The organism is Desertivibrio insolitus (assembly GCF_017355965.1).
Classification (GTDB): domain Bacteria; phylum Actinomycetota; class Actinomycetes; order Actinomycetales; family Microbacteriaceae; genus JAFIQW01.
Genome location: NZ_JAFIQW010000003.1, coordinates 348257 through 370370 on the forward strand (window position 1 = coordinate 348257; position 22114 = coordinate 370370).

The following is a 22114-nucleotide window of genomic DNA, read 5'->3' on the forward strand; positions in this document are numbered from 1 at the left end:
GAGCTCGCCGAACGCGATCCCATGTGGAGGAGGCGGAGTGATGGGCGAAGACGCCGAGCCCGCGAGATTCCTTGACGAGATCCCATCGGGTAGTCAAGCGTCGTTCAGAGTGAGAACCGCCTCGGGCGCTACCTACGAGTTGGACCTCCGTGCTCAGACCGCGAGGCGCCTGCGTTGGGACGGCGAGCGACTCGAGATGCCAAGCGACGGGCTCCGGCATGACGGCGAGGTGCTTCCTCTGCTGCGGTTCGAGCGGTGCCGCGTGGGCGAGCACTTAGTGCTCCTGCTGGCCGGAGTCAGCGACGATCCGAGGATTATGTTCACAGTGCGTCGAACGACGCCGGTTGTCTCCATCCTCGAGATCAGCCACCGTTGAGATCCAAGCAGCGTCGAGGTCGCTGCTGGCGTCGGCCGCGGTAACAAGCGGCTGCGGACCAAGGTGGTAGGGACGCCCTGGCTTTTGGTTCACGCTCTCAAGTTAGGGGCGCTCGACTATCTCCACGAGACGACCCCGGTGAAACGCAGACAAGCACCTCCCTTCAGCGGAGAGAAAGGGGAAGGTGCCTGCCGCTCTGCCTACTTGATGGAACCTCGTGTGACGCCGGAGATGACCCAGCGCTGGGAGAAGATGTAGATGAGCAGCAGCGGTGCCATCGCCATCAGGTAGGACGCGAACGCGACGGTGTAGTCGGTGTTGTATTGCCCCTGGAAGACGTACTGCGCGAGTGACAGGGTGCGTGATCCGGGGTCGGTCAGCACCACCAGGGGCATGATGAAGTCGTTCCAGGCCCAGACGCAGGTGAGGATACCGACGGTCGCGTTCATGGGTGCGAGTAGGGGGAACACGACCTGCCAGAACACGCGCCACGTCGACGCGCCGTCAACCCGCGCGGCTTCCTCGAGCTCGATGGGGATCGAGCGGATGAAGGCGGTGTAGATGAAGATGTTCAGGCTCAGCCCGTAGATCGTGTAGAGCACGATCATCCCGGCCTGGTTGTCGAGTCCGAGCAGCGAGGTCTGCTTGACCAGCGGCAGCATGATGATCGGGAACGGGATGAAGAGCGCGGCCAGCAGGTAGAAGAACACGCCCTTGAAGAATGGGCGATGCATGTTCCGGGCGATCGCGTAGGAGACCAGGGAGCTGGTCAGCAGGGTGAAGATCACCGAGCCGACGGTGATCAGCGCGGTGTTTAGGAGCGCTGTGGAGAAGCTCGCCCGCTCCCAGGCCTGACCAAAGTTCTCCCACCGGATGGGCCACGGCAGCTCGAATCCGGTGCCGGACGCGAGCTGCTCGGGCGTCTTCAGGGCGACCGCGACGGCGAGGTACAGCGGAATCAGAACGGTCAGCGAGCACACGGCGATGAGCGCGGTGGCCCACCAGTTGGTGCGTCTGGTGTCTTCGTCGGGCGTGCCGCGACGACGTCGTGACGGGCGCGCGGTCACTTCCGTGCTCTCGGCCTCGAGGGGGACGGTGGTTGCGGTGGTCATCAGAAGTCGGCCTCTCTGCGCTGAAGGACCCGGAATTGGAGGAGGGAGACGACGGTGATGACGATGAAGAAGATCACCGCGTTGGCGGTTTGGTAGGCGAACTCTCCGCCCGTGAACCCGCCGCGGAAGATGAGGAGGGACACGGACTCCGTCGCCGTGCCCGGCCCGCCGTTGGTTAGGGCGACGATCGGATCGAAGACCTGAAGAAAGCCCTTGAGGCTCAGCACGACGTTGATCGTGAAAAATGCGCTGATCAGCGGGAAGGTGATCGAGCGGAACTGCCGTCGTGTGGAAGCGCCATCCAACGAGGCGGCCTCGTACAACTCCGCGGGGATCGTCTGGAGACCGGCTAGATAGATGATGATCGAGAAGGCGCACGCCTGCCAGACCGCAAGAGCCACGATCGCGGTCCACGCCCAGTCCGGATTGGTGAGGATGTTGTCCGCGATGAGCGGTATTCCGGACAGGATCCGTGGCAGCGAGTTCGAGAAGATGAACTGGAAGACGTATCCGATGACGAGGGCTGCGAGCACGTAGGGAACGAAGTAGACCCCGCGGAAGAAGTTCCTGCCCACGATCTTCGAGTTGAGGCCGAGCGCGATGGCCAGGGAGATGACATTCGTGAGCACCGTGGCTGCGATGGCGAATACGAACGAGAAGCCGTAGGCCTGGAGGATTCGGTCGTCGCGGAAGAGGTTGACGTAGTTGGCAAAGCCCACCAGGTCCCAGCCGCCGTAGCCGGCGTAGTTCGTGAAGCTGAAGAAGATGCCGACGATGACCGGGAGGGTGTGGAAAGCCGCGAATGCGATCACGGCCGGCCAGACGATCCAGTAGTAGGCGGGGAGCGCACGGTCGCGTGGGGAACGAGCCCGGGACGACTGCTCCATGCGCCTGTGCTTGACGGCTGAGGCTCGTACGGCCTGCGTTGTCGTTGCCATGTCAGTCCTCCGTAACGGGGATCGTGCGGGCGGCGACCTTCCGCCATTCGCTGTCGAGGGTGCCGAGCGCCTGGTCGACGTCGCCGTCGAAGACCGCCTGCTGAACCACGTTCGTCAGCGGGATGGCCGGCGGCACCTGATGGTCGATGAACCCCGTGATCCGGCCGGCGTCGAAATAGGGGGCGACGGATTGCAGTGCCGGGTCATCGCTCAGCTCTGCGCCCTCGACGGCCGGAATCATGGTCTGCGACGCCGCGTATTGCTCGACGATGTCCGGGCGGAACAGGAACTCCACGAAGCGCATCGCCTCCTCGTGCCGAGGCGAGTTCTTCGCCATCGTCACGACGAGGTCGACACCGGAGACGAGCACCCGATCGTCCGGGTTCTCCGGCACCGGGTAGGGGAAGATCGCGGCGTCGATGTCCGGGTTGATGGCCTTGACGGGGCTGAGCGCCCAGATGCCCTGCATCAGCATGGCGGCCTCGCCGTTGGCGAAGAGGGCGCTGCCGTCGTCGTAGTTGGCGCCTCGTGCGCCGTCCTGGGTGTACTCGAAGAGCTCGAGCTGGCGCTCCATCGCCTCGGGCAGAGCCTGCTGGAACGACGCGGACGAGTCCGCTCCCACATCCGCCCCTTCCGCACGCAACCTGTCGAAGAAGCCGTCCTGGGTGTAATAAGCGCCGATCGCGTTCCACGCCGGCATCACCGTCCAGCTGTCGGCGAGAGTACCTGCGAAGGGGGTGATCCCGGCGGCTTCGAGCTGCTCGCAGACTGCGAGGAGTTCGCCCCAGGTCTCAGGCACGTCGAGGCCCTGCTCCTCGAAGATCGCCCGGTTGTAGATGATGCCGTTGGCGTTATTGACGTAGCCGAGGCCATTGACCTCGCCTTCCGCGCTGCCCAGCTCGGCGAGGATCTCCTGAACGGCGGGGCGAATGGTGTCCAGCACCGGCTCATCGCTGAAGTCATAGAAGACCCCGGCTCGGGAGAGGGCGCCGAAGTTCCCGTTGGCGTTCAGTGTGATGACATCCGGTGTGCGGTCCTTGACCAGCAGCGTCCGGATGGCTGACTCCGAGTCCGCCACCTGGTTCTGCACGACCCGGATGTCGGGGTTCTCCGCTTCGAACTGGTCGATGATCGCCTCGAAGTCCTCGAGCGCTTCTCCTTTGTACTGGAAGAAGCTCAGCGTGGTCACCTGCTCCGACGGGCTCGTGGCGCATCCGCTGACTCCGAGAGCCAGGCTCAGGATGCCTGCGGCGAGTGCCGCGCGCTTGGTTCCGGTTCTCATATGCGCCTCCTTGCGCGTGTGGTGAGAGCAGCTGTTACGCGGTCAGTTCGATGACCGTAGCCTGCTGCGGATTCTGAACGGGGGGTCGAATGCCGGCGACGGCGAGTTGCCGGCCGGTGAGCACGGTTTGGTGGTGCGCCCACTCGAGTGGAGATTGGGCCGGGTGCTGCACGATGCCGCCGGGCGTCACGACCCGCAGCCGGTAGGACGCGTCGGGGTCGAGGCCGGGAAGCGTGACGCGGCCGCTGGGCGATGCCGGAAGGGTGCCGCTCTGCGTGAAGGTGAAAAACGCCTGGCGACGGTCGGCCGCGACGACGCCACGGACGTCGAGGGCGTCGTCGGCGAGATCCGCGTTGACCGATCGCCCGGTCGCGACGAGGGGACGTACGCGCCGGGCGAGTGCGACCCATTCGGCCACCGCGGCGCGCTCCTCTGCGGTCAGGGTGGTGAGGTCCCACTCGATGCCGAAGTGTCCGAAGAGCGCAACCGCTCCGCTGAATCCGAGGGAGACTGTGCGGCCGGTGGAGTGCACGTGCGGAGTGGTGAGGTGGGCGCCCATCATCTCCGGCGGAACGACGAGGGCGGTGTACCGCTGATTAGCGAGGCGCTCCACGGGATCGAGGCTGTCGCTTGTCCAGATGCGGTCGGTCCGATCCAGGATGCCGAGGTCGACCCGGGCGCCGCCGGACGCGCAGCTCTCGATCTCGAGCCCGGGGTGCCGCTCCTTGAGCTCATCGAGCAGTCGGTAAAGAGCGGCCGTGTTCGCGTGCACCCGCGGCGCCCCGCCAGGACCGCTGCCGGCGTCGACGAGATCCCGGTTGTGGTCCCACTTGAGGTAGGCGATCGGGTACTCGTCGAGCAGGGCGTGCAACCTGCCGGCGATGTGATCGTAGGCGTCCGGGCGGGAGAGATCGAGCACCTGCTGCTGCCGCCCCGACGGAGGAAGATCCTGACGTCCGCGGAGGATCCAGTCGGGATGCTGTCGCGCCAGGTCGCTGTCGGGGTTCACCATCTCGGGCTCGACCCAGAGACCGAACTCCATGCCCAGTGAAGTAACGCGGTCGACCAGGGGGTGAAGTCCTTCCGGCCAGACGGAGAGGTCGACTTCCCAATCGCCGAGACCAGCGGTGTCATCGCGTCGCCCGCGGAACCAACCGTCGTCGAGCACGAAGCGCTCGACGCCGATGTCGCTGGCGGCCTCGGCCAGCGCGGAGAGTTTGGCGAGCGAGTGATCGAAGTACACCGCTTCCCACGTGTTGAGCGTCACGGGGCGCGGCCGTGTCGGATGCTGGGGGCGCGCCCTCCACTCCTCGTGGAAGCGTGAGGCCAACTCATCGAGGCCCACGCCCCACGAAGCCAGCAGCCACGGCGAGGCGTACTGCTCACCCTGCTGGAGCACGACCTCGCCGAACGAGAGCAGCTCGCCGCCCCCGAGGAACGCTTCCCCATTCGTCGTCCGCTCGGCGAACACCTGATGGTTGCCGCTCCAGGCTGCGTGGATCCCGTGCACGACGCCGCTTCCGAATCCGAACCCGGGGCGTCCGGCGGCGAGCAGCAACGTGGCGTCGGCGCCGGAGCGCCCGCGTCGGCTCTCTCTCAGATGCGTGCCGAAGGTGAAGTTGCGGCGTTGCGGTGACCGCTCCCGCAGATGTCGCCCGGTCGTGTCGAGCAGCTCGGTTGCGTCCCACGGCACCGGGAACGACGGCTGCAGTCGTGTGACCGTGACCGGGGATGCGTCGTTGTTGCTCACGCTCAGCCGCTGACGGAACAGACCGGATGCACCGACGCTTAGTTCCGCGCGAGCGGACAGCCGGGCCTCTCGGTCGACGAGCTCCAGCGTGAGCTCGTCGTCCCTCACTTCCCAGCTGAGGAGGGTGAACTGCGCGCTGAACTCTCGTCCGTCGCGAGCGCCCTCGAAGGCTGGGGTGTTGAGCCAGCCGTCGGCGCGAGTGTTGAGAATGCGAAGGCGCGCTGTCGCGTCCAGCCCCCCGGAAACCCTTTGCGGTCGCGCCGAGATGGCTAACGACGAGAGGGCATCGGCATTCGGCTGCCCTAGATCGGCGCCCCAATGAAGAATCATCGGCCCTTGGTCTGAGCAGTCGATCACAACGCTCGTGCCACCGTTTCGGAGGTGTACCACCTCGCCCGCGGCTCTGTCTCGATAGGAAGACCCCATGACCTCGTCGTCAGTACTGGCTTGCACGAGTTAGTTCTATCACGGAAAAAACGCCCTGGCAACAGCGGCTATTGGGCCTGGTGGGAGCGGCAGGAGCTACTCAGAACGTTTCGCATTGAACGAAACGTCCTCCCGAATATGATCGAGCCGTGGGAGACACCGAGGCCGCGTTGACGCGGGCAGTCCTCGTTCACGGGCCACTGTCGCGAAGTGCCTTGACGACTCACCTCGCTCTTTCTCCTGCGAGCTTGACTCGCCTGGTGAAGCCCCTCCTCGATCGCGGCGTGCTGGTCGAACTGGACGAGCTCGCCGACGGCTCCATCGGGCGTCCCTCACGCCCGCTGGACGTCTCGCCGACCGTCGGCACCTTCGTTGGCATCAAGTTGACGGGGGACCACCTTTTTGCCGTGGTTACCGACGTACGGGCGAATCCAATTCGGAATCTCGATGTCGAGTTGTCGCAGACGGATCCGAGCGCGGTAACAAGGCGAATTGCGGATGTGATCGCCGATCTAGAGCCGACCAATCTGCGTGGCGTCGGAATATCGCTCGGTGGGCTGGCCCGGAAGGGCGACGTGCTTGAGGCGCCCTTCCTCGGCTGGCGAGATGTGCATCTGGCTCAACCGCTCGCGGAGCGTCTAGCGGTGCCCGTCGTCCTCGAGAACGACCTGGTCGCGCTCGCCGAGGCGGAGCGATGGTTCGGCCTGGGCCGGGGCCTGCCCGGCTTCGCTGTCATTACGATCGGCGCGGGAGTGGGCTATGCCCTGGTGATCAACGGGGAAGTCGTTCGCTCCCCAGATGCTGGTGTCGGAACTGGCGGCCACATTCCCCTGGATCCGCTCGGGCCGTACTGCGTCGAGGGACACAAGGGTTGCTCCCAAGCGATGCTCACCATCGGGGCGATCGCCGCTCAAGCATCTGCCGCCCTTCAGCGCACAGTGTCGTTCGATGATGCGCTCAAGCTCGCCGAGGAGGGTGAGCCAGCAGCTCGAGCCATTGTCGAAGCGGCAGGCGATGCGCTCGGGCGACTGATCGCTCTGACGGCTAACCTCACGCTGCAATCGTCCGTAGTGCTCGCAGGCGATGGCATTGCTGTCTACCGCCTAGTCGCGGACAGGGTCGCTCAGCGAATTGCGAGCGAACGGAGCAGCCGTGCGCAGACGGTCTCCATCCACGTCGACTCAAGCGGGTTCCGAGCTTGGGCGCGCGGGGCAGCGGCCGTCGCGATCCAAGACGCCGTCGGCAGGCTAACCGCCGAACACTGACCGAGCAGTAACACTTCGATTCCATCGCGTTGCTCGAAGTGCCCACGATCATCATGCAAGCCGGTCCCAGGTCTGTCGCGGACTGCGCGGACTGAGAAGCTCGTTCTCCTGATTGAGCCGGTGTCCTACTGAGTGCTCGAGGGCCGATCGCTTGCAGCGGCCAAAAGTGGGACCTCGGCGAGAAGGTGCCCAAGTTTGGGTGACCGATCAAGTGTTCATCGGTACTCAAAAGTCTGACGGCCCCGGTGAGACTCAGTAAACGCGCCGAGGACGACGGGCACGAGGCTACGAGTACTTTGTCTCGAGGTACTCGCTGAGGGTGCGCGGGGCAGCCCCGGTGATGTTCTCGATGGCGTGACTGACGGGTGCCATGACGTTGCTGGCGATGGCGGTGTAGGTACTGACCCAGGCGTCGAGCTGCCAGGCGGGTGCGCCGTACTTCGCTCGGGATGCGTAGGCTTCCTCGATGCTCTCGTCGTAGTAGCTGACTCCGGTTCCGCGGGCCGCGCTGATCGTAGCGGCGACTTCAGCGAGGGAGAGGGCTTCGCGGCCGGTGAGGTCGTAGGTCTGGCCGGCGTGCTTGTCGGGGGCGGTGAGAATCTCGGCGGCGGTGCGGGCGACGTCGATTCGGGCGACGATGGCGCATCGTCCAGCTCCGGCGGGGCCGCGGATGACGCCGTCCTCGCCCACGAGAGCTTCCATGAAGTCGATATAGAAGCTGTCGCGGAGGAAGGTCCAGTTCATGCCGGAGGCCTTGATGTACTCCTCGGTGACGTAGTGATCGCGGGCGAGGGTGAAGGTGCTGTCGGGAGCGGCGGCGATGAACGAGGTGTAGACGATGTGCTGCACTCCAGCGGCCGCGGCGGCGTCGATGAAGGCTCGATGTTGGTCCAGCCGGTCCGCGCTTTCGGAGGCGGACACCATGAACAGTGTTCCGACCCCATGGAGCGCGTCGGTGGCGGCGGCCTGGTCGGTGTAGCTGAATTGGTGCACGGTAGTGGCGGGCAGCTCTGGGGCCTTCGCAGGCGTGCGGACGAGGAGCCGCTGACGGATCCCACGGTCGGCGAGGTCACGGGCGACGAAGCCTCCGAGGACGCCGGTGGCGCCGGTGACGGCGATCGGGGTGGTGGTCATGCGCTTGGCCTTTCTACGGCGGTGATGAGGCGGTTGATGATGTCCCCGGCGTCGCCGCCGAGCGAGGCGGCGCGGCCGGTGAGCGATGCAGGTACCCCTGGGTGGTCGCGATTGACTCGTATGAGGGTCGCTCTGGGAATGAGGGTCGCGATGTGTTCGATTGGCCATCGGATGACGCTCGGGGTGTTGAAGCCGCTGCCGATCTCGACAATCGCCAGCGATTCGCCGCTGTCACGTGTGTCGGTCAGCCAGTCGTTGAGGGAGTCCAGTTGTGGTTGGAAGTGGTCGTTGATGTACCAGGAGCCGGCGAAGACGTTGAGGAACACCTCTCCACCACAGTTCGGGCACGACGGCACCGCATCCTCAGAGGTTTGACCGGTTAGGGGGTCGTAATTCTCGAGGACGTGGGCGACGATGCCGCGGGCATCCCAGACGCTGCGCGTGCATGGCTCGAGGCATTGGTAAAGCGCGTAGTCGCCCTGTGGGGTGTAGACGGACTCGGAAGCGAATCCGTTTCGGGTGAAGAGGGCGTCGACGTTGGAGGACATGACGAAGTGCTCGCGGTCGCCGACGGCGGACCGCAGTGCCTGGTAGAGCGCGTTCGGTCGGTCGCCGAGGCGGATGTCGTTGACGTGGGTGGCCCAGTACCCCCACATGTGTCGTGGCGGGAGGGGGTAGCCGATGAGTTGGTAGCGCGCAGTGAATCCGGCCGCGCTGAGTGCGGGGAAGAGCTCACGGAACCGTTCCCGGTCGGTGTAGTCGTAGCCAGCGGCGGCGGAAAGTCCGGCTCCAGCACCGATGAGGACGCGGTCTGCGGTGTGAATGGCGTCGAGCGCCTGGTCCTGGTCGAGCTCGCCGGCGGCGAGTTGGGGGAGGGACTGCTGATGGTGTCTCATGCGGCGCGGAGTTTCTGTAGGGCCGCGCGGTAGACCGCTTCATCGGCGGCGGTGAAGAGGCTGATGATGACGCGAAGGCGGCTTGAGGGATTTTCAGCGAACCACGCGGCGAGGACGGTGAGGCAGATTGTGGCGGCCGGGGCCTTGGGGAAGCCGAACACGCCCGTGGAGACGCTGCAGAGCCCGACCGAGTCGAGCCCTGCCGCTTCAGCTGCGGCGAGGATGCTGCGGTAGCTGTTGGCGAGCGCCTCCTCGTGCGCGGCGCGAAGCTCGCCGTGAACGATGGGGCCGACGGTGTGGATGACGTGCTTGGCAGGCAGGTGGTAGCCCCCTGTGACCGTGGCCGTGCCCGTGGGTTCGGGATGTCCTTGCTCGCTCATGTGGCGGGCGCACTCGGCGCGTAGCTCCGGCCCAGCAGCGGCGTGGATGACGTTGTCGATGCAGGCGTGCTCGGGCTGGAAGCAGCCCAGCATCTGCGCATTGGCGGCGTTGACGATCGCGCCGGCGCGTAGCCGGGTGAGATCTCCACGCCAGAGGGCAATGCGGTCGAGGGGGAGACCTGTGGCACCCACTTCTTCGTCTGCCAGCGTGGGTACCTTCATCGCTTCGATGACGCCGCGCTCGTCACGCTCCCGAGATAGCAGCAAGTCAAGCTCGTGGAGCACCTTGGCAGGGATGGGTCGTGGTGGCCGCATCGTCAGCATGGCCGCCAACAGCTTTCGCTGCCGCCCCCTGTCTCGCTCGCTGCGAACGTACTGCGCCTGATCGGAAGTCAGAACGTCGCCTGCGAAGTAGTCGATAAGACCGTCGAGCTGTTGGTTCATCACGCCGCAGCGAAACGTCGGCGCGCTTGCAGGATCGGTTCCATGTGCTCCTTAGCCCAGTCCTCGAGGGCCTTGAGCGGAACCTGGAGTGTGCGCCCGGCATCGCTCAACTCGTAGTCAACGCGCACCGGTACGGCGGCGGTGACGGTGCGGATGACCAAGCCGTCCTCCTCCAGGGCACGAAGCGTTTGCGTCAGCATCTTCTGCGATACCCCGTCGATGCGCGCCGCGAGCTCAGAGAAGCGCATCGGACCATCGGAGAGGGCTCCGATCACGAGCACGGTCCACCGATCCCCGATCCGATCGAGGAGCTTGCGCGTCGGGCAGTTGCGGTCGTACGGGTTCCACTCCACCTAGGCCTCCAGTTACTGAGAAACCAGCAAGGCACTTTTCGGTGCCTACTTCCGTCCAGCTTGTAACTCTCTTACGGTAACTCATGCGTTCGGCGGATGGAACCCTGCCGTTCGGCGCGACGTACCCCAAGGACGCTCGTTGGAGCAGCCCCGAAATGAGAAAGCACCGTCATGACCCGCACCTCCAGACGCCTCGCCGCCCTGAGCGGCCTCGTCATCGGCGCAACCGCCCTGGTCGGCTGCGCGCCCACTGCCTTTCCGCCCGCCCCTACAACCCCTGAGGAGACGACCATGAGCGACGACCAGACACCCGCCGAGATTGTTACGGCGGCGACCACCGCCGTCTTCGGCGACCGCGACCTGTCGGCGATCGACGACTATTTCGGCCCCACCTACACGCAGCACTCGACGCTCGCCACCGACGGTGTCGAGGGCCTGCGCGCCCTCGCCGGCTCGCTCGGCGACGACTTCCGCTATGAGCCCGCCCGCCTCATCGCCGACGGCGACCTCGTGATGACGCAGGGCACGTACTTCGGCTTCGGGCCAGACCCCCTCACCGGCTACGACGTCTGGCGCGTGGAAGACGGCAAGATCGTAGAGCACTGGGACTCACTCACGCCGGTCGTTACCGAGACCGTCAGCGGCCGTTCCCAGACCGACGGGCCGACCGAGGTCACCGACCTCGACAAGACCACGCAGAACAAGGAGCTCGTCACCGCGTTCGCCGAGAAGGTGCTGGTTGGGGCTGACTACAGCCTGCTGACCGACTACATCTCGACGGAGCAGTACGACCAGCACAACCCGGAAGCCGCAGACGGACTCGCCGGCTTCGGTGCCGCCGTGGAGAAGTGGGCCGCAGACGGCAAGAACCTGGCTTACAAGCAGGTGCATCAGGTCATCGCCCAGGGCAACTTCGTCTTCACTCGCTCCGAAGGCGACTTCGGCGTCCCGTCCATCTACAACGACCTCTGGCGCGTTCAGGACGGCAAGATCGTCGAGCACTGGGACGTTGTCATCCCCGTGCCGGCCGACCTTCCTCACAGCAACGGCGTCTTCTAAGCAAACGACGGGGGCGCCGCGCAAGATCGCAGGCGCCCCCTTTCCTCCCTCGCCTCCAATCCGCGATGTGAACCTCTCCGCCGAGAGACGCGCTCGAGGCGGTGCGGGGCTGCCGTTGGCAATCGCGAAGGTCGCTAGATATACGGACGTTCTGATAGTTTCGCCACGGACATGTGACTGGCTTGAAGAAGGTGCTCCTTGAATCGACCGCGGCGCAGCGATCCTGATCGCAGGACGCGCATCCTGGAGGCGACTCTGGATGTCATCGCCCAGCACGGATCCCCCGGAGCCACCTACCGATCAGTAGCCGAAGCCGCTGACGTGCCCCTCGGCTCGATGACTTACCACTTTCCCACCCGCGACGAGATGCTCCTCAGCGCCTTCCAGCTTCTCGCCGACGAGCAGCACCGGCGGTTCGACGCGATCCTTGCCGACCTTCACGAGGGGGAGGATCCCCGTGACCGGATCGTCGAACTCATCGTCACTCTCGGAGCGGGATACGGGCGAGACATGGTGCTGTCGGCAGAGCTCTATGCCTTGGCAGTCCGCGACGCTCGGTATCGAGAGTTGATCCAGGCGTGGATGCACAAGTCGCGGCGCTCGATCGAGCGGCACTTCCCCGCAGACCTCGCCGCCACAATCGACGCGCTTCAGGAGGGGCTCGTTCTTCATAGTCACATCTCGGCCGAGCCGTTCGACGCGGAACGTATCCGTCGAGCCGTCTACAGCCTCATTCCCGCGCCCTCTCGCTGAAACCACTCCGCTCGCCTCTACCCCCTGGACCGTCGTGAAAAATCACCCTGCCCTGACGCTTGCCCTGCTGATCTTCATTCCGGGCCTCGGGATCTCGTCTTGGGTGACGCGGTCCCCTGACCTTCGAGACACTCTCGGCGCTTCGACCGTCGAGATCGGCCTCATCTTGTTGGGACTGTCGCTCGGCTCGATGATCGGCATCCTGAGTTCGGGACCGTTGGTGGCGCGACTGGGCACTCGCCCGGTAATCCTCACTGCCACGGCGTCGATCGTCGGAGGGGTGGCGATAATCGGGCTGGGAGGAGCCTTCGCTCAGAGTTTCGTCGTGGCGGCCGGGCTCTTCTTCTTCGGGCTTGGGATGGGGGGCGGGGAAGTAGGGCTCAACGTCGCAGGCGCTGAAATCGAGCGCCAGCGAGGCAAGGATTTCCTACCCACCCTGCACGGGTGCTTCAGCCTCGGCACGACGGTAGGCGCCGGCGCCGGCATCGCCTGCACGGCACTGCAAGTGCCCGTGTCACTGCACCTGGGCGTCGCCGCCACTGTCGCAGCCGTGATGCTCCTCGCTGCCGCCCCCGGAGTGGTCGCCAACATCGGTCGGCAGACCCGAGGGATGCCGACTGGGCCTCGACCGCAGAGCGTGCTCCGGGATCCGAAGCTGCTCGTCATCGGCGCCGTGGTGCTAGCGATGGCCTTCGCCGAGGGAACGGCGAACGATTGGCTGCCGCTAGTCATGGTCGACGGTCACGGCTTCGACCCCGCCTCGGGATCGGCCATGTACGCGCTCTTCGCTGTCGCGATGACGGTGGGGCGCTTCACCGGCGGATGGCTCAGCGCCAAGATTGCGCGATCAGTGTTGCTCGCCGCAAGCGCAATGCTGGGAGCGATCGGACTTGCACTCGTGATCTTCGTCGACGGTAACCCCGGGGTCCTCCTGGGCGCGATCGTCCTCTGGGGGCTGGGGGCTTCCCTCGGATTCCCTCTAGCGCTCTCCGCGGCTGGCGCCTCGGGCGAGAACTCCGCGGCTCGCGTCAGTTTCGCCTCGATCGTTGGGTACATGGCATTCCTGGTCGGCCCTCCCCTCCTCGGGGCCCTGGGCGAAGAGGTTGGCTTGCGGAACGCGATGATCGTCGTACTCGTAGCGGTCGGTGCCGCGATCTTCGCTGCTCCCGCAACCCGCGCAAGGCAGAACGCCGTCCCCGCAGGTACCGAGCCGCGCGTCAGCAGCGACGTCTGAAGTCCAGCTTTCCCTGATTCCGGGCGACGGCACCGCACTGACCAACACCTTCGTCTCTCCCGACCCCGACACCAAGGAGTGATCATGTTCTCGCCTCTGCCTATCGGCGTCATGCTGCCACGCGACCTCACCGCAAGCGATGTTCTCCACTTCGCTCGGAGCGCTGAAGCGGCTGGAGCTGCCGAGCTCTGGGTAGTTGAGGACCTCGGCTTCCGCGGTGGCATTGCGCAAGCTGGAGCTGTGCTCGCGGCGACTACCTCACTACGAGTCGGCATCGGCATATTGCCTGCCGCCGTCCGTAACCCCGTCTACCTGGCGATGGAACTGGCAACGCTGGCCCAACTATTCCCCGGAAGAATCGACGCCGGCATCGGTCACGGCATGCCCGGCTGGCTTCGACAGATCGACGCCTGGCCCTGGCGTCCTCTGGCCCTTCTCGAGCAGACTCTCATCACCGTCCGGCGGTTGCTCGCAGGAGACGAAGCGGGCGGAGCACGTCTTGATCCGGCCGCCGTTCCGACGACACCACCCCCGCTGCTCGCGGGCGTTCGAGGCCCTCGATCCCTCGCCGTCGCAGGTCGCCTCGCTGACGGCACCGTTCTCGCTGAACCTGTGACGCCGGAGTACGCAACCGCGTCGCTGGCTCAGATCAAAGCCCGAGGGCCGCACCGCCTAGTCGCCTACAACGTTGCCAGTGTCGATGACGACGAGAGGAAAGCGTTCGCAGCAGCCCGCCCAGCTCTTGCTTGGATTGGCGAACCGGACTGGGACGTACACGTCGCTGACCTGATCTTCGCCGATGAGTTCCGGGCGTTACGAGCCGCCGCAGACGGTCCCGAGGATTTCGCTCGTCAACTCCCCGATGCGTGGGTCGCTGAACTCGCCCTCGCCGGAACAGCACAACGAGTTCGCAACCGACTCACCGCGCTGCGCAACGCAGGCGTGACGGAAGTCGTACTCCAGCCGACACCCTCGTCACCTTTTGCTGCAATCGACGCACTCCACGCGCTGGCATAGGAGGCGCGGTGTTAGGCAGATTCTCTGGTGATCACTCGAAGCTGAGGTGTCGGCACGTCGTCTGACTGTTCACGATCGACTAGTTGCGCTATCTCAGCCACCCTGACCCGGTCGTGGTCGTGGTCGATCAAACTTACGCTGGTGAGGGCAGGGATCGCCGCCGCCGCAAGGGGTGAGTCATCGACGCCGATGACAGCAAGCTCTTGCGGCACGTTCAAGCCGAGACGTGAGGCTGCCGACAGAACGCAGAACGCGATTTCATCGTTGTAGGCAGCGATCGATCGTAAACCTGGCGATCGACGTCGAGCTGACACGAGGGCCTCTGCAATCGTGGCGACATCACGACTCGAGCAGACGTGGACCGCCTCCATCTCGAGGATGGTCGCTTCGTCAAGAAGCGAGGCGAGCCGCACCTCGTCGAAATTGGAGAGCTGATCGTCATCTGTTCCGCAGTATCCGATGACCGCGTGGCCGCGAGAGTGCAGATACCGCGCCTGAGCGCGGGCGGCAGCACCGACCTCGCGCGCCAACGCTGCTGAATCAGGGAACATCGAGAGGACTCTCTCCACACCGACCGATCGCAGTTCCTCCTTCAGCTCAGGGCTCAACGGGGTCACCGTAACCACCACTTGTGGGGCGAGCACGGTCGCAAGCGAGCGAAGCCGAGTGCGCGCTGGATCGCTGCTGAGACCAGGGAAGTCGACGACCGGTAGATAGCCGAGGCCGGTCAGTGCCTCGGCGGTCTCCCGCGCTGATCTCGCAACCAGGTCGCCATAGGGAATCTCGCTCAAGTCGATGACAGCGATCGTGGATTTCCCCACAGCGAGGGCGCGAGCGTGGGCGTTCGGCACATAGCCGAGCTCGCGGGCGACTCGCGTGACCTTGTCACGGGTGGCCTCCGGGATGCTCTGCCCCGGTGTGGCGTTGAGGACGTAGCTCACGGTAGCGCTGGACACCCCGCTCCGACGCGCCACATCTGCGGCAGTCGCCCGTTTCGCCGTTTCCTTCACGTGCACATGGTGACACAGGCTCCCGCCCCGCTTCGTCGTGTGCTAGCTTGACTCCCCGTTCCTACTTATGCGCTTAAGTAGCCCCGAAGGAGTGGCAATGACAACACCAATCGAACCGGCGAACTCCGCCGAAACTCTCGTCGAGCCGAGCAGGTCCGAGTCGCCCGTAAGCAAGAGAACAGTCGGCGCATTCCTCGGCGCCTACGTCGGCGCGTTCCTGGTTCTCATCGTTCCCATCGCTTCGACTCTCGCGTTGAAGGTCGCTGAGGTCGCACCGGACTCCCGCGAAGCGTCGCTTGGAGTCATCTCGGCGATAGGCGCTTTTGCTGCGCTCGTGGCGAATCCCATTTTCGGGGCACTCAGTGACCGGACCACTTCGAGGTTCGGCATGCGGCGCCCGTGGGTTCTCGGCGGCGCAATCGTTGGTTTCGCGGCGGTGCTCGTCCTTGCCTCCGCACCCAACGTGCTGGTTGTCGGACTCGCTTGGACGATTGTTCAGCTGGCAATGAACGCTGTCCTCTCGGGTCTGGCAGCTTTCCTGCCGGACCGAGTCCCGGAGCAGCAGCGCGGCAAAGTGTCGGCGTTCACCGGGGTCGCGCAGCAGCTAGCGCCTTTCATCGGCCTGCTTGTCGCCAACGTCGCGTTCGGTTTCGGCGGTGGACTGACCGGCATGTTCATCGTGCCCTCGGCCCTCGGTCTCGCGCTCATCGTCCTCTACGTTCTGACGACTAGGGACCGCGTTCTGTCCCCCAACCTCCGGCAGTCCTTCAGGGTCTCGACTGTTTTCAAAGCCTTCGCGTTCAACCCTCGCCGCAATCCCGACTTCGCTTGGGCGTGGCTCGGGCGTTTCCTCATCGTTCTCGCGTTCGCGGCGAACAGCACTTACCAGGTGTACTTCCTGAACGAACGCCTGGGCATCCCGCTCGAGCAGGCGGCGCTCTACCAGTTGGGTCTCGCCGTTCTGTCGGCAGTACTGCTCACAATCAGTGCGAGCGTCTCCGGAGCGATTTCCGACCGTCTGAAGCGTCGGAAGGTGTTTGTCTTCATCGCGTCGGGACTTGTTGCTCTGGGAAGCCTGATCACGGCCTTCTCCTTCGAGCTGCCGGTGTACCTGATCGCGGCTGCCGTCACCGCAATCGCGACGGGAACGTACTTCGCCGTCGACCTTGCTCTCGTGACCGACGTCCTGCCGAACAAGGAGACGGCGGCTGCGAAGGACATGGGGATCTTCAACATCGCGAACGCCCTTCCTCAGTCGTTGGCGCCGGCCCTCGCGCCGCTCTTGCTCTCTATCGGAGGCGGCGGCGGAAACTACACCGCCCTCTTCATCGGTGCAGCGATCGTCGCCGTATTGGGTGCGCTGACCGTCGTTCCGATCAAAAAGGTTCGCTGACCTCCGACCACGATTAGGAAGGCCTCTTCCATGCATCCCCACGTCTCACAACTCACACTCGAAGAGAAGGCAGGACTACTGTCCGGCGGCTCCTTCTGGAAGACCCGCGCCATAGACCGACTGGGCATCCCCTCCATGGTGCTGACCGATGGACCGCACGGCGTGCGCTATCAGCGGGAGGACAGCGACCATCTCGGCCTGTTCGACAGCGAACCCGCCACCAGCTTCCCGACGGCTTCGGCAACGGGATCTTCATGGGATCCCGAACTTGTCGAGGAGATGGGCCGAGCTCTTGGCGCTGAAAGCAGGGCCATCGGTGTCGACATCCTTCTCGGGCCGGGCGTCAACATGAAGCGCTCACCCCTGTGCGGACGGAACTTCGAGTACTTCGGCGAGGATCCGCTACTGGCCGGCGTGCTCGGCTCCGCGTGGGTAAGGGGCATCCAGTCCCAGGGAGTCGGTGCCTCGGTCAAGCACTACGCGGCAAACAACCAGGAGACCGACCGCATGCGGGTAAGCGCTGAGGTCGATGAGCGGACCTTGCGGGAGATCTACCTTCCCGCTTTCGAACGAATTGTTCGTGAGACACAGCCGGCGACGATCATGTGCTCTTACAACAAGGTGAACGGCGTCTACGCGTCACAGAACCGTTGGCTTTTGAGCGACACGCTGCGCGGGGACTGGGGCTTCGAGGGCTACGTCGTCTCGGACTGGGGGGCCGTTGTGGATCCGGTCGCGGCAGTGGCGGCCGGGCTGGATTTGGCGATGCCCGGCGCGGGAGAGAGTGTCCCAGAATCCATCGTGGAAGCGGTGCGTTCCGGAGACCTCGATGAGGTCAGCGTCGACACTGCGGTGTCGAACATACTCACCGTGCATGATCGTCTCCTCGCCGATCGCCCTGCGGTCACCCCCGATCACGCGGCGAACCACGCCTTGGCTCGGCGAATCGCAACCGAGAGTTCGGTGCTGCTGACCAACGAAGGCAGCATCCTCCCCCTGGAAGCAGGTCAAGGCGGAAACATCGCGGTCATCGGAGAGTTCGCACGGACTCCGCGATATCAGGGCGCGGGAAGTTCACACATCAAGCCCACTCGCCTGGACGACGCATTGAGCGCTATCACGGCAATGAGCGACCGCGAGATCGGCTTCGCAGCGGGGTTCAGCTTCGACGGAGCTGACGACTCGACGCTTCGCGCGGAAGCCGTGGAGCTAGCCTCCCGCTCTGAAGTCGTGGTCTTGTTCCTCGGTCTGTCCGACGCCGAAGAATCCGAGGGTTTCGACCGCAAGAATCTGTTGCTGCCGGAGACGCAACGCCTGCTCGTCGCGGACGTGGTCGCGGCGAACCCGAACGTCATCGTCGTGCTGAGCAATGGCGGCGTGGTCACCCTTGACGGGATCGCCGGCGTCGTTCCGGCAGTCCTCGAGATGTGGCTCGGAGGCCAAGCTTCCGGTTCAGCAGCGGCTGAGATCCTGTTTGGTGCTGCAGAGCCAGGCGGGCGTCTCGCGGAAACCATCCCGCTTGCTCTGTCACACAACCCCGCGCATATCAATTGGCCGGGGTCGGACGGGATCGTTCGATACGGCGAGGGGGTATACATCGGCTACCGCTGGTACGACGCGACCGACCGTGAAGTGGCGTTCCCGTTCGGGTACGGACTCAGCTACACCCGCTTCGAGTACTCCGACCTCGCCGTCAGGGTGGCCGACCGTACGGTCGCACAGGCGACGGTGCAGGTGACAATCGAGAACACTGGTTCCCGCGCCGGCTCCGACGTTGTTCAGGTGTATGTCGGAGACGTTGAATCCAGTGTCGATCGCCCCGCTCGCGAGCTTAAAGGCTTCGTCAAGGTGCACCTGGAGCCTGGAGAACGACGCACGGTGACCATCGACCTCGATGACCGCGCCTTTGCGTTCTGGCGTCAGGGATCCTGGGTGGTCGAACCCGGAGCCTTCACGATCGAGGTCGGGTCTCACTCGAGGAGTCTCCCGCTGTGCGAAGTGATCGAACTGGAGGTGCCCACGCCTGTGATCGTTCCGGACAGGGATTCGACGGTTGCAGAGTGGGCTGATCACCCTTCCGGCATGAAGGCACTCCGCGAGGTGCTCGGCCAGTTCGGCCCCGCGGCGGAAGCCATGGTGGGGGAGGAAACGTTGCAGATGGTCGGTTCTATGCCTCTGCGGACGATGCTGACCTTCGCAGCACAGGCGGCTCCGGAAACTGTTGACGTCGATGAGATCATCGAATCCCTCCTGTCAGAGGTACAGCAAGCCGGGCCGGTTCCCGCATAATGCCCCTCCCGAAGGACTTCCTGTGGGGGGCCGCCACTTCAGCCCATCAGGTAGAGGGCGGGAATTGGACGAGTGACTGGTGGCGGATCGAACGCACCTCCGGCGCCCCGCTGGAACCAAGCGGCGACGCGGTGGACCACTATCACCGCTACCCCGAGGACATGCAGCTGCTGGCAGATGCGGGCCTCAACGCGTACCGGTTCAGCATCGAGTGGGCTCGGATTGAGCCGGAGAAGGGCGAGTACTCGCGCGCCCAACTCCAGCACTACCGAAGGATGATTGACACCGCTCGCGAGGCGGGTCTCGAGCCAGTCGTAACTCTGCACCACTTCTCGAATCCGGCGTGGTTCGCCGCCGAGAGCGGATGGACCGCCCCAGGCGGGGTGGACCATTTCGCCATGTACGTCGAGACTGTGTCGTCGATCCTCGACGGAGTGGATTGGGTTGCGACGATCAACGAGCCCAACATCCTCTCCCTCATGGAGATGATGCGGCAGGCGAGCTCCTCCGGAGCTGTAGCGTCTGGATTAACCGCTGCTCAAATGCCAATCCCGGATGAGGAGACGGGACTAGTGCTGGTCGAAGCGCATCGACGTGCGGTAGAGATTCTCCGAGCGAACACGTCGGCGAGGGTCGGCTGGACGATCGCGCAGCAAGCATTCGTTGCAGGGCCCGGCAGCGAGGAGACCTTCCCTCGCATCTCGTGGCTCTGGGAGGACCTCTACCTTCAGGCGTCGCGAGGCGACGACTTCGTGGGTACTCAGTCCTACACGAGCCAGACAATCGACTCCAATGGCGTGGTGCCCCATCCCGACAGTCCTGACAACACCCTGAACGGATGGGCCTACCGCCCTGACGCACTAGGCATCGCGTTGCGTCATGCTCACGAGGTCACGGAGGGGGTCCCCCTCCTCGTGACCGAGAACGGGATAGCGACCGCCGACGACGAACGTCGAATCGCCTACACGAGCGCGGCACTGAGGCACCTAACCGCAGCCGTTGAGGACGGGATTGACGTACGGGGCTACCTTCACTGGTCCGCCCTCGACAATTTCGAGTGGGGAGACTGGGGGCCGACCTTCGGGTTGATTGCCGTAGACCGTGAGACGTTCGTACGACAGCCGAAACCGAGCTTGGCGTGGCTTGGCTCGGTGGCGCGGAGCAACGGGGTCACCTAATACCGCTCAACCCGAGACGAACCGGGGCGGCGAAGCACCTGCCTCCACCGCCCCGGCCTCTCGCCGGCAGCCGGACGCGAAGCGGTGGCTGTGGTGCGGCTGCAGGCGGGTTCCCTTCCGCTGGCTGGCAGCGAATCGGTGAAGCCTCGCCCGCCGACGAACATGCCGCCGGCAAGCTCCGCCACTCTGTCTACTCCAACTGTCGCAGCATCAGGTTAAGCCTGTAAGAGATCACCTCAGTGGTTGCAAGAGATGTGTTGCTCCGCTGGACGCCCTCGTTGCGCTGAATGAGTTGGGTCACGCGATGAAGGTCTGCGGTGTCGCGAGCGACAACGCGGAGGATCAGATCGGCGTTGCCCGTAATGGTGTGGGCTTCGAGGACCTCCGGAATGTCGCGGACGGCCAAGTAAACCGCATCGACATCACGTTGTGACACCGAAAGAGTCACAAACGCTAGAAGGGGACGACCCAACGCCGCGGGCGCGATACGGCCGCTCGTGGGCCCGAGGGCGCCGCCCTCCTGCATCCGACGCACTCTGGCGTGGACTGTATTGCGTGACACGCCGAGACGACTCGCGATGTCCAGGATCGTGGCGTCTGGGGCGAGATCGCGCGCGAGCAGGATGCGAGCATCGAGGCCGTCCAAGTTGAGCATGCGCACGAAGATAGTCGCTACCGATAGCCCTCTGTGTGCATCTGCACGTCGATATACGCATCGATTGTGCCGATGTAGGTCCGCATCTAACTTCTATGCATGGCCGCTCCCGATATCGCGTTCCCCTTGCCCACTATCGATCTGCGGGGATTCGTGTCCCCAGTTCAGCTGCTGCCCCGCCTGAGCGAGGAGATCGGGCTGGAAGTCTGGGCGAAGCGGGACGACGTAGGCTCCGTCGGGCTCGCTGGTAATAAGGTGCGGAAGCTGGAAACCGAACTCGCGCACGCGTTGTCGCTCGGGGCGACACACATCGTGACCGAGGGGTCGCGCCACTCGAACGCCACTCGTGCAGCCGCGGCGGCCGCTGCAGCGGCCGGCCTGAGATGCACGCTGGTTCTCTGTCACGACGAGCCGCAGGAGCCGGTGGGAAATCTGCTCCTCGATGCTCTCTTCGGCGCCGACCTCCGGCTCGTTGGCGACGTCTCCTGGATCGAACTTGCCGAGCTCACCCGGAAGGTAGCTGAGGAACTCGAAGCGGCCGGGGAGCGCGTCTATCGGTTGCCCATCGGCTCAGCTACCGGGAGGGGCGCCGCGAGTTTCGCGCGAGCCTACGCAGAGGCAGAACGGCAGATGGCGTCCCAGGGAGCGACTTTCCGCAGTATCGTGCACGCGAGTTCGGCGGGAAGTACCCACGCTGGCCTCACGCTTGGGCGAATGCTCCGCGGCCAGGACACTCGAATCATCGGCGTTGTTGTCGCCCCGGAGGTCTATGAGGATGTCCCGGGCAACTACTTGCGTCTCGCGAACGCCGCTGCAGAACATATCGCTGCCCACATCAAAGTCCGACTCGAGGACATGGAGATAACGGATCGTTACCTCGGCGAAGGATACGGGTTGCCCGCACCTGGGGTGAACGAAGCAATCGACCTGTTCGCAAGGCTTGAAGGTATTGTTGTCGACCCGGTCTATACGGCGAAGGCCGCCGCTGCAGTGATTGACATGGCGAGACGCGCTGAACTCGAGGGTCCCGTGCTCTTCTGGCACACCGGCGGCTATCACGCACTGTTCGATCCTGCGATGGCGGCGCGGGTTTTCGCGGACACACCTCGGCTGAACGCCCTTCAGCTCTAACAAGTCCGCTTACCGTACCGCTTGGTCCCCTCACTCTAC

At 64.7% G+C, this 22114-nt stretch carries 20 protein-coding genes; 10 read left to right on the forward strand and 10 right to left on the reverse strand.

Features of this window, described 5'->3' with window-relative positions:
* Positions 1-40: 40 nt before the first annotated feature.
* Positions 41-376, forward strand: coding sequence for a hypothetical protein (locus tag JUB10_RS08395; RefSeq protein WP_207455465.1), 336 nt, complete (start codon positions 41-43; stop codon positions 374-376).
* Positions 377-576: 200 nt separating this feature from the next.
* On the opposite strand, the gene JUB10_RS08400 is transcribed toward JUB10_RS08395, so the two are convergent.
* From JUB10_RS08400 to JUB10_RS08415, 4 genes are read right to left on the reverse strand one after another with little or no spacing between them, the layout of a single operon-like run.
* Positions 577-1488 carry a carbohydrate ABC transporter permease gene (locus JUB10_RS08400; protein ID WP_207455467.1) on the reverse strand — a complete coding sequence of 304 codons (912 nt, stop codon included), beginning with the start codon at positions 1486-1488 and terminating at the stop codon, positions 577-579.
* Positions 1488-2375 (reverse strand): carbohydrate ABC transporter permease, encoded by an 888-nt coding sequence (locus JUB10_RS08405; protein ID WP_242682334.1) that lies wholly within the window; start codon positions 2373-2375, stop codon positions 1488-1490. The genes JUB10_RS08400 and JUB10_RS08405 overlap by 1 nt, the downstream gene beginning before the upstream one ends.
* 52 nt (positions 2376-2427) lie before the next feature.
* Positions 2428-3708: an ABC transporter substrate-binding protein gene (locus tag JUB10_RS08410; protein ID WP_207455471.1), complete on the reverse strand. Its 1281-nt coding sequence runs from the start codon at positions 3706-3708 to the stop codon at positions 2428-2430.
* A 34-nt stretch (positions 3709-3742) separates the two neighbouring features.
* Entirely contained in the window at positions 3743-5884 is a 2142-nt protein-coding gene (locus JUB10_RS08415) for an alpha-galactosidase (RefSeq protein ID WP_207456048.1), read from the reverse strand.
* 260 nt (positions 5885-6144) lie between these two features.
* On the opposite strand from JUB10_RS08415, the gene JUB10_RS08420 reads away from it, so the two are divergent.
* The gene (locus JUB10_RS08420) at positions 6145-7149 is read left to right on the forward strand and encodes an ROK family protein (RefSeq protein WP_307859156.1); all 1005 of its coding nucleotides are present in this window, start codon (positions 6145-6147) and stop codon (positions 7147-7149) included.
* A gap of 285 nt (positions 7150-7434) precedes the next feature.
* On the opposite strand, the gene JUB10_RS08425 is transcribed toward JUB10_RS08420, so the two are convergent.
* Genes JUB10_RS08425 through JUB10_RS08440 form a run of 4 tightly spaced genes read right to left on the reverse strand, consistent with a single transcriptional unit; the run spans position 7435 to position 10356 of the window.
* Positions 7435-8283 (reverse strand): SDR family oxidoreductase, encoded by an 849-nt coding sequence (locus JUB10_RS08425; protein WP_207455481.1) that lies wholly within the window; start codon positions 8281-8283, stop codon positions 7435-7437.
* Positions 8280-9179, reverse strand: coding sequence for an SIR2 family NAD-dependent protein deacylase (locus JUB10_RS08430; protein WP_207455483.1), 900 nt, complete (start codon positions 9177-9179; stop codon positions 8280-8282). Before JUB10_RS08430 ends, JUB10_RS08425 begins: the two co-directional genes overlap by 4 nt.
* Entirely contained in the window at positions 9176-10003 is an 828-nt protein-coding gene (locus tag JUB10_RS08435; RefSeq protein WP_207455491.1) for a macro domain-containing protein, read from the reverse strand. The genes JUB10_RS08430 and JUB10_RS08435 overlap by 4 nt, the downstream gene beginning before the upstream one ends.
* A complete protein-coding gene (locus JUB10_RS08440; protein WP_207455492.1) occupies positions 10003-10356 on the reverse strand; it encodes a winged helix-turn-helix transcriptional regulator in 354 nt (117 codons plus the stop codon). The genes JUB10_RS08435 and JUB10_RS08440 overlap by 1 nt, the downstream gene beginning before the upstream one ends.
* A gap of 171 nt (positions 10357-10527) precedes the next feature.
* Here JUB10_RS08440 and JUB10_RS08445 point away from each other — a divergent pair, with 171 nt between their 5' ends.
* The 4 genes from JUB10_RS08445 (at position 10528) to JUB10_RS08460 (ending at position 14419) form a co-directional block, all read left to right on the forward strand.
* Positions 10528-11415 (forward strand): nuclear transport factor 2 family protein, encoded by an 888-nt coding sequence (locus JUB10_RS08445; protein WP_207455494.1) that lies wholly within the window; start codon positions 10528-10530, stop codon positions 11413-11415.
* 198 nt (positions 11416-11613) lie between these two features.
* Positions 11614-12168: a TetR/AcrR family transcriptional regulator gene (locus JUB10_RS08450; RefSeq protein WP_207455495.1), complete on the forward strand. Its 555-nt coding sequence runs from the start codon at positions 11614-11616 to the stop codon at positions 12166-12168.
* Entirely contained in the window at positions 12086-13402 is a 1317-nt protein-coding gene (locus tag JUB10_RS08455; protein ID WP_374191697.1) for an MFS transporter, read from the forward strand. Before JUB10_RS08450 ends, JUB10_RS08455 begins: the two co-directional genes overlap by 83 nt.
* An 84-nt stretch (positions 13403-13486) precedes the next feature.
* A complete protein-coding gene (locus JUB10_RS08460) occupies positions 13487-14419 on the forward strand; it encodes an LLM class flavin-dependent oxidoreductase (RefSeq protein ID WP_207455499.1) in 933 nt (310 codons plus the stop codon).
* Positions 14420-14430: 11 nt separating this feature from the next.
* Here JUB10_RS08460 and JUB10_RS08465 read toward each other — a convergent pair whose 3' ends face one another.
* Positions 14431-15435, reverse strand: a complete 1005-nt coding sequence (locus tag JUB10_RS08465) for a LacI family DNA-binding transcriptional regulator (protein WP_307859157.1) — start codon at positions 15433-15435, stop codon at positions 14431-14433.
* A 91-nt stretch (positions 15436-15526) separates the two neighbouring features.
* Between JUB10_RS08465 and JUB10_RS08470 the strand changes: the two genes are divergently transcribed.
* From JUB10_RS08470 to JUB10_RS08480, 3 genes are read left to right on the forward strand one after another with little or no spacing between them, the layout of a single operon-like run.
* Positions 15527-16822, forward strand: coding sequence for an MFS transporter (locus JUB10_RS08470; RefSeq protein WP_207455503.1), 1296 nt, complete (start codon positions 15527-15529; stop codon positions 16820-16822).
* 30 nt (positions 16823-16852) lie between these two features.
* On the forward strand, positions 16853-19111 hold the full coding sequence (locus tag JUB10_RS08475) for a glycoside hydrolase family 3 C-terminal domain-containing protein (RefSeq protein ID WP_207455504.1): 2259 nt from the start codon (positions 16853-16855) through the stop codon (positions 19109-19111).
* Positions 19111-20289: a glycoside hydrolase family 1 protein gene (locus tag JUB10_RS08480; RefSeq protein WP_207455507.1), complete on the forward strand. Its 1179-nt coding sequence runs from the start codon at positions 19111-19113 to the stop codon at positions 20287-20289. Before JUB10_RS08475 ends, JUB10_RS08480 begins: the two co-directional genes overlap by 1 nt.
* 190 nt (positions 20290-20479) lie before the next feature.
* Here JUB10_RS08480 and JUB10_RS08485 read toward each other — a convergent pair whose 3' ends face one another.
* Positions 20480-20944: an Lrp/AsnC family transcriptional regulator gene (locus JUB10_RS08485; RefSeq protein WP_207455509.1), complete on the reverse strand. Its 465-nt coding sequence runs from the start codon at positions 20942-20944 to the stop codon at positions 20480-20482.
* Positions 20945-21043: 99 nt separating this feature from the next.
* Here JUB10_RS08485 and JUB10_RS08490 point away from each other — a divergent pair, with 99 nt between their 5' ends.
* Positions 21044-22075, forward strand: coding sequence for a 1-aminocyclopropane-1-carboxylate deaminase/D-cysteine desulfhydrase (locus JUB10_RS08490; protein ID WP_207455511.1), 1032 nt, complete (start codon positions 21044-21046; stop codon positions 22073-22075).
* The last annotated feature ends 39 nt before the right edge of the window (positions 22076-22114 follow it).

Coding starts and splice junctions, on each gene's coding strand:
- JUB10_RS08395 (WP_207455465.1), top strand. CDS start 41: ATGGGCGAAGACGCCGAGCCCGCGAGATTCCTTGACGAGATCCCATCG.
- JUB10_RS08400 (WP_207455467.1), bottom strand. CDS start 1,488: ATGACCACCGCAACCACCGTCCCCCTCGAGGCCGAGAGCACGGAAGTG.
- JUB10_RS08405 (WP_242682334.1), bottom strand. CDS start 2,375: ATGGAGCAGTCGTCCCGGGCTCGTTCCCCACGCGACCGTGCGCTCCCC.
- JUB10_RS08410 (WP_207455471.1), bottom strand. CDS start 3,708: ATGAGAACCGGAACCAAGCGCGCGGCACTCGCCGCAGGCATCCTGAGC.
- JUB10_RS08415 (WP_207456048.1), bottom strand. CDS start 5,884: ATGGGGTCTTCCTATCGAGACAGAGCCGCGGGCGAGGTGGTACACCTC.
- JUB10_RS08425 (WP_207455481.1), bottom strand. CDS start 8,283: ATGACCACCACCCCGATCGCCGTCACCGGCGCCACCGGCGTCCTCGGA.
- JUB10_RS08430 (WP_207455483.1), bottom strand. CDS start 9,179: ATGAGACACCATCAGCAGTCCCTCCCCCAACTCGCCGCCGGCGAGCTC.
- JUB10_RS08435 (WP_207455491.1), bottom strand. CDS start 10,003: ATGAACCAACAGCTCGACGGTCTTATCGACTACTTCGCAGGCGACGTT.
- JUB10_RS08445 (WP_207455494.1), top strand. CDS start 10,528: ATGACCCGCACCTCCAGACGCCTCGCCGCCCTGAGCGGCCTCGTCATC.
- JUB10_RS08460 (WP_207455499.1), top strand. CDS start 13,487: ATGTTCTCGCCTCTGCCTATCGGCGTCATGCTGCCACGCGACCTCACC.
- JUB10_RS08470 (WP_207455503.1), top strand. CDS start 15,527: ATGACAACACCAATCGAACCGGCGAACTCCGCCGAAACTCTCGTCGAG.
- JUB10_RS08475 (WP_207455504.1), top strand. CDS start 16,853: ATGCATCCCCACGTCTCACAACTCACACTCGAAGAGAAGGCAGGACTA.
- JUB10_RS08480 (WP_207455507.1), top strand. CDS start 19,111: ATGCCCCTCCCGAAGGACTTCCTGTGGGGGGCCGCCACTTCAGCCCAT.
- JUB10_RS08485 (WP_207455509.1), bottom strand. CDS start 20,944: ATGCTCAACTTGGACGGCCTCGATGCTCGCATCCTGCTCGCGCGCGAT.
- JUB10_RS08490 (WP_207455511.1), top strand. CDS start 21,044: ATGGCCGCTCCCGATATCGCGTTCCCCTTGCCCACTATCGATCTGCGG.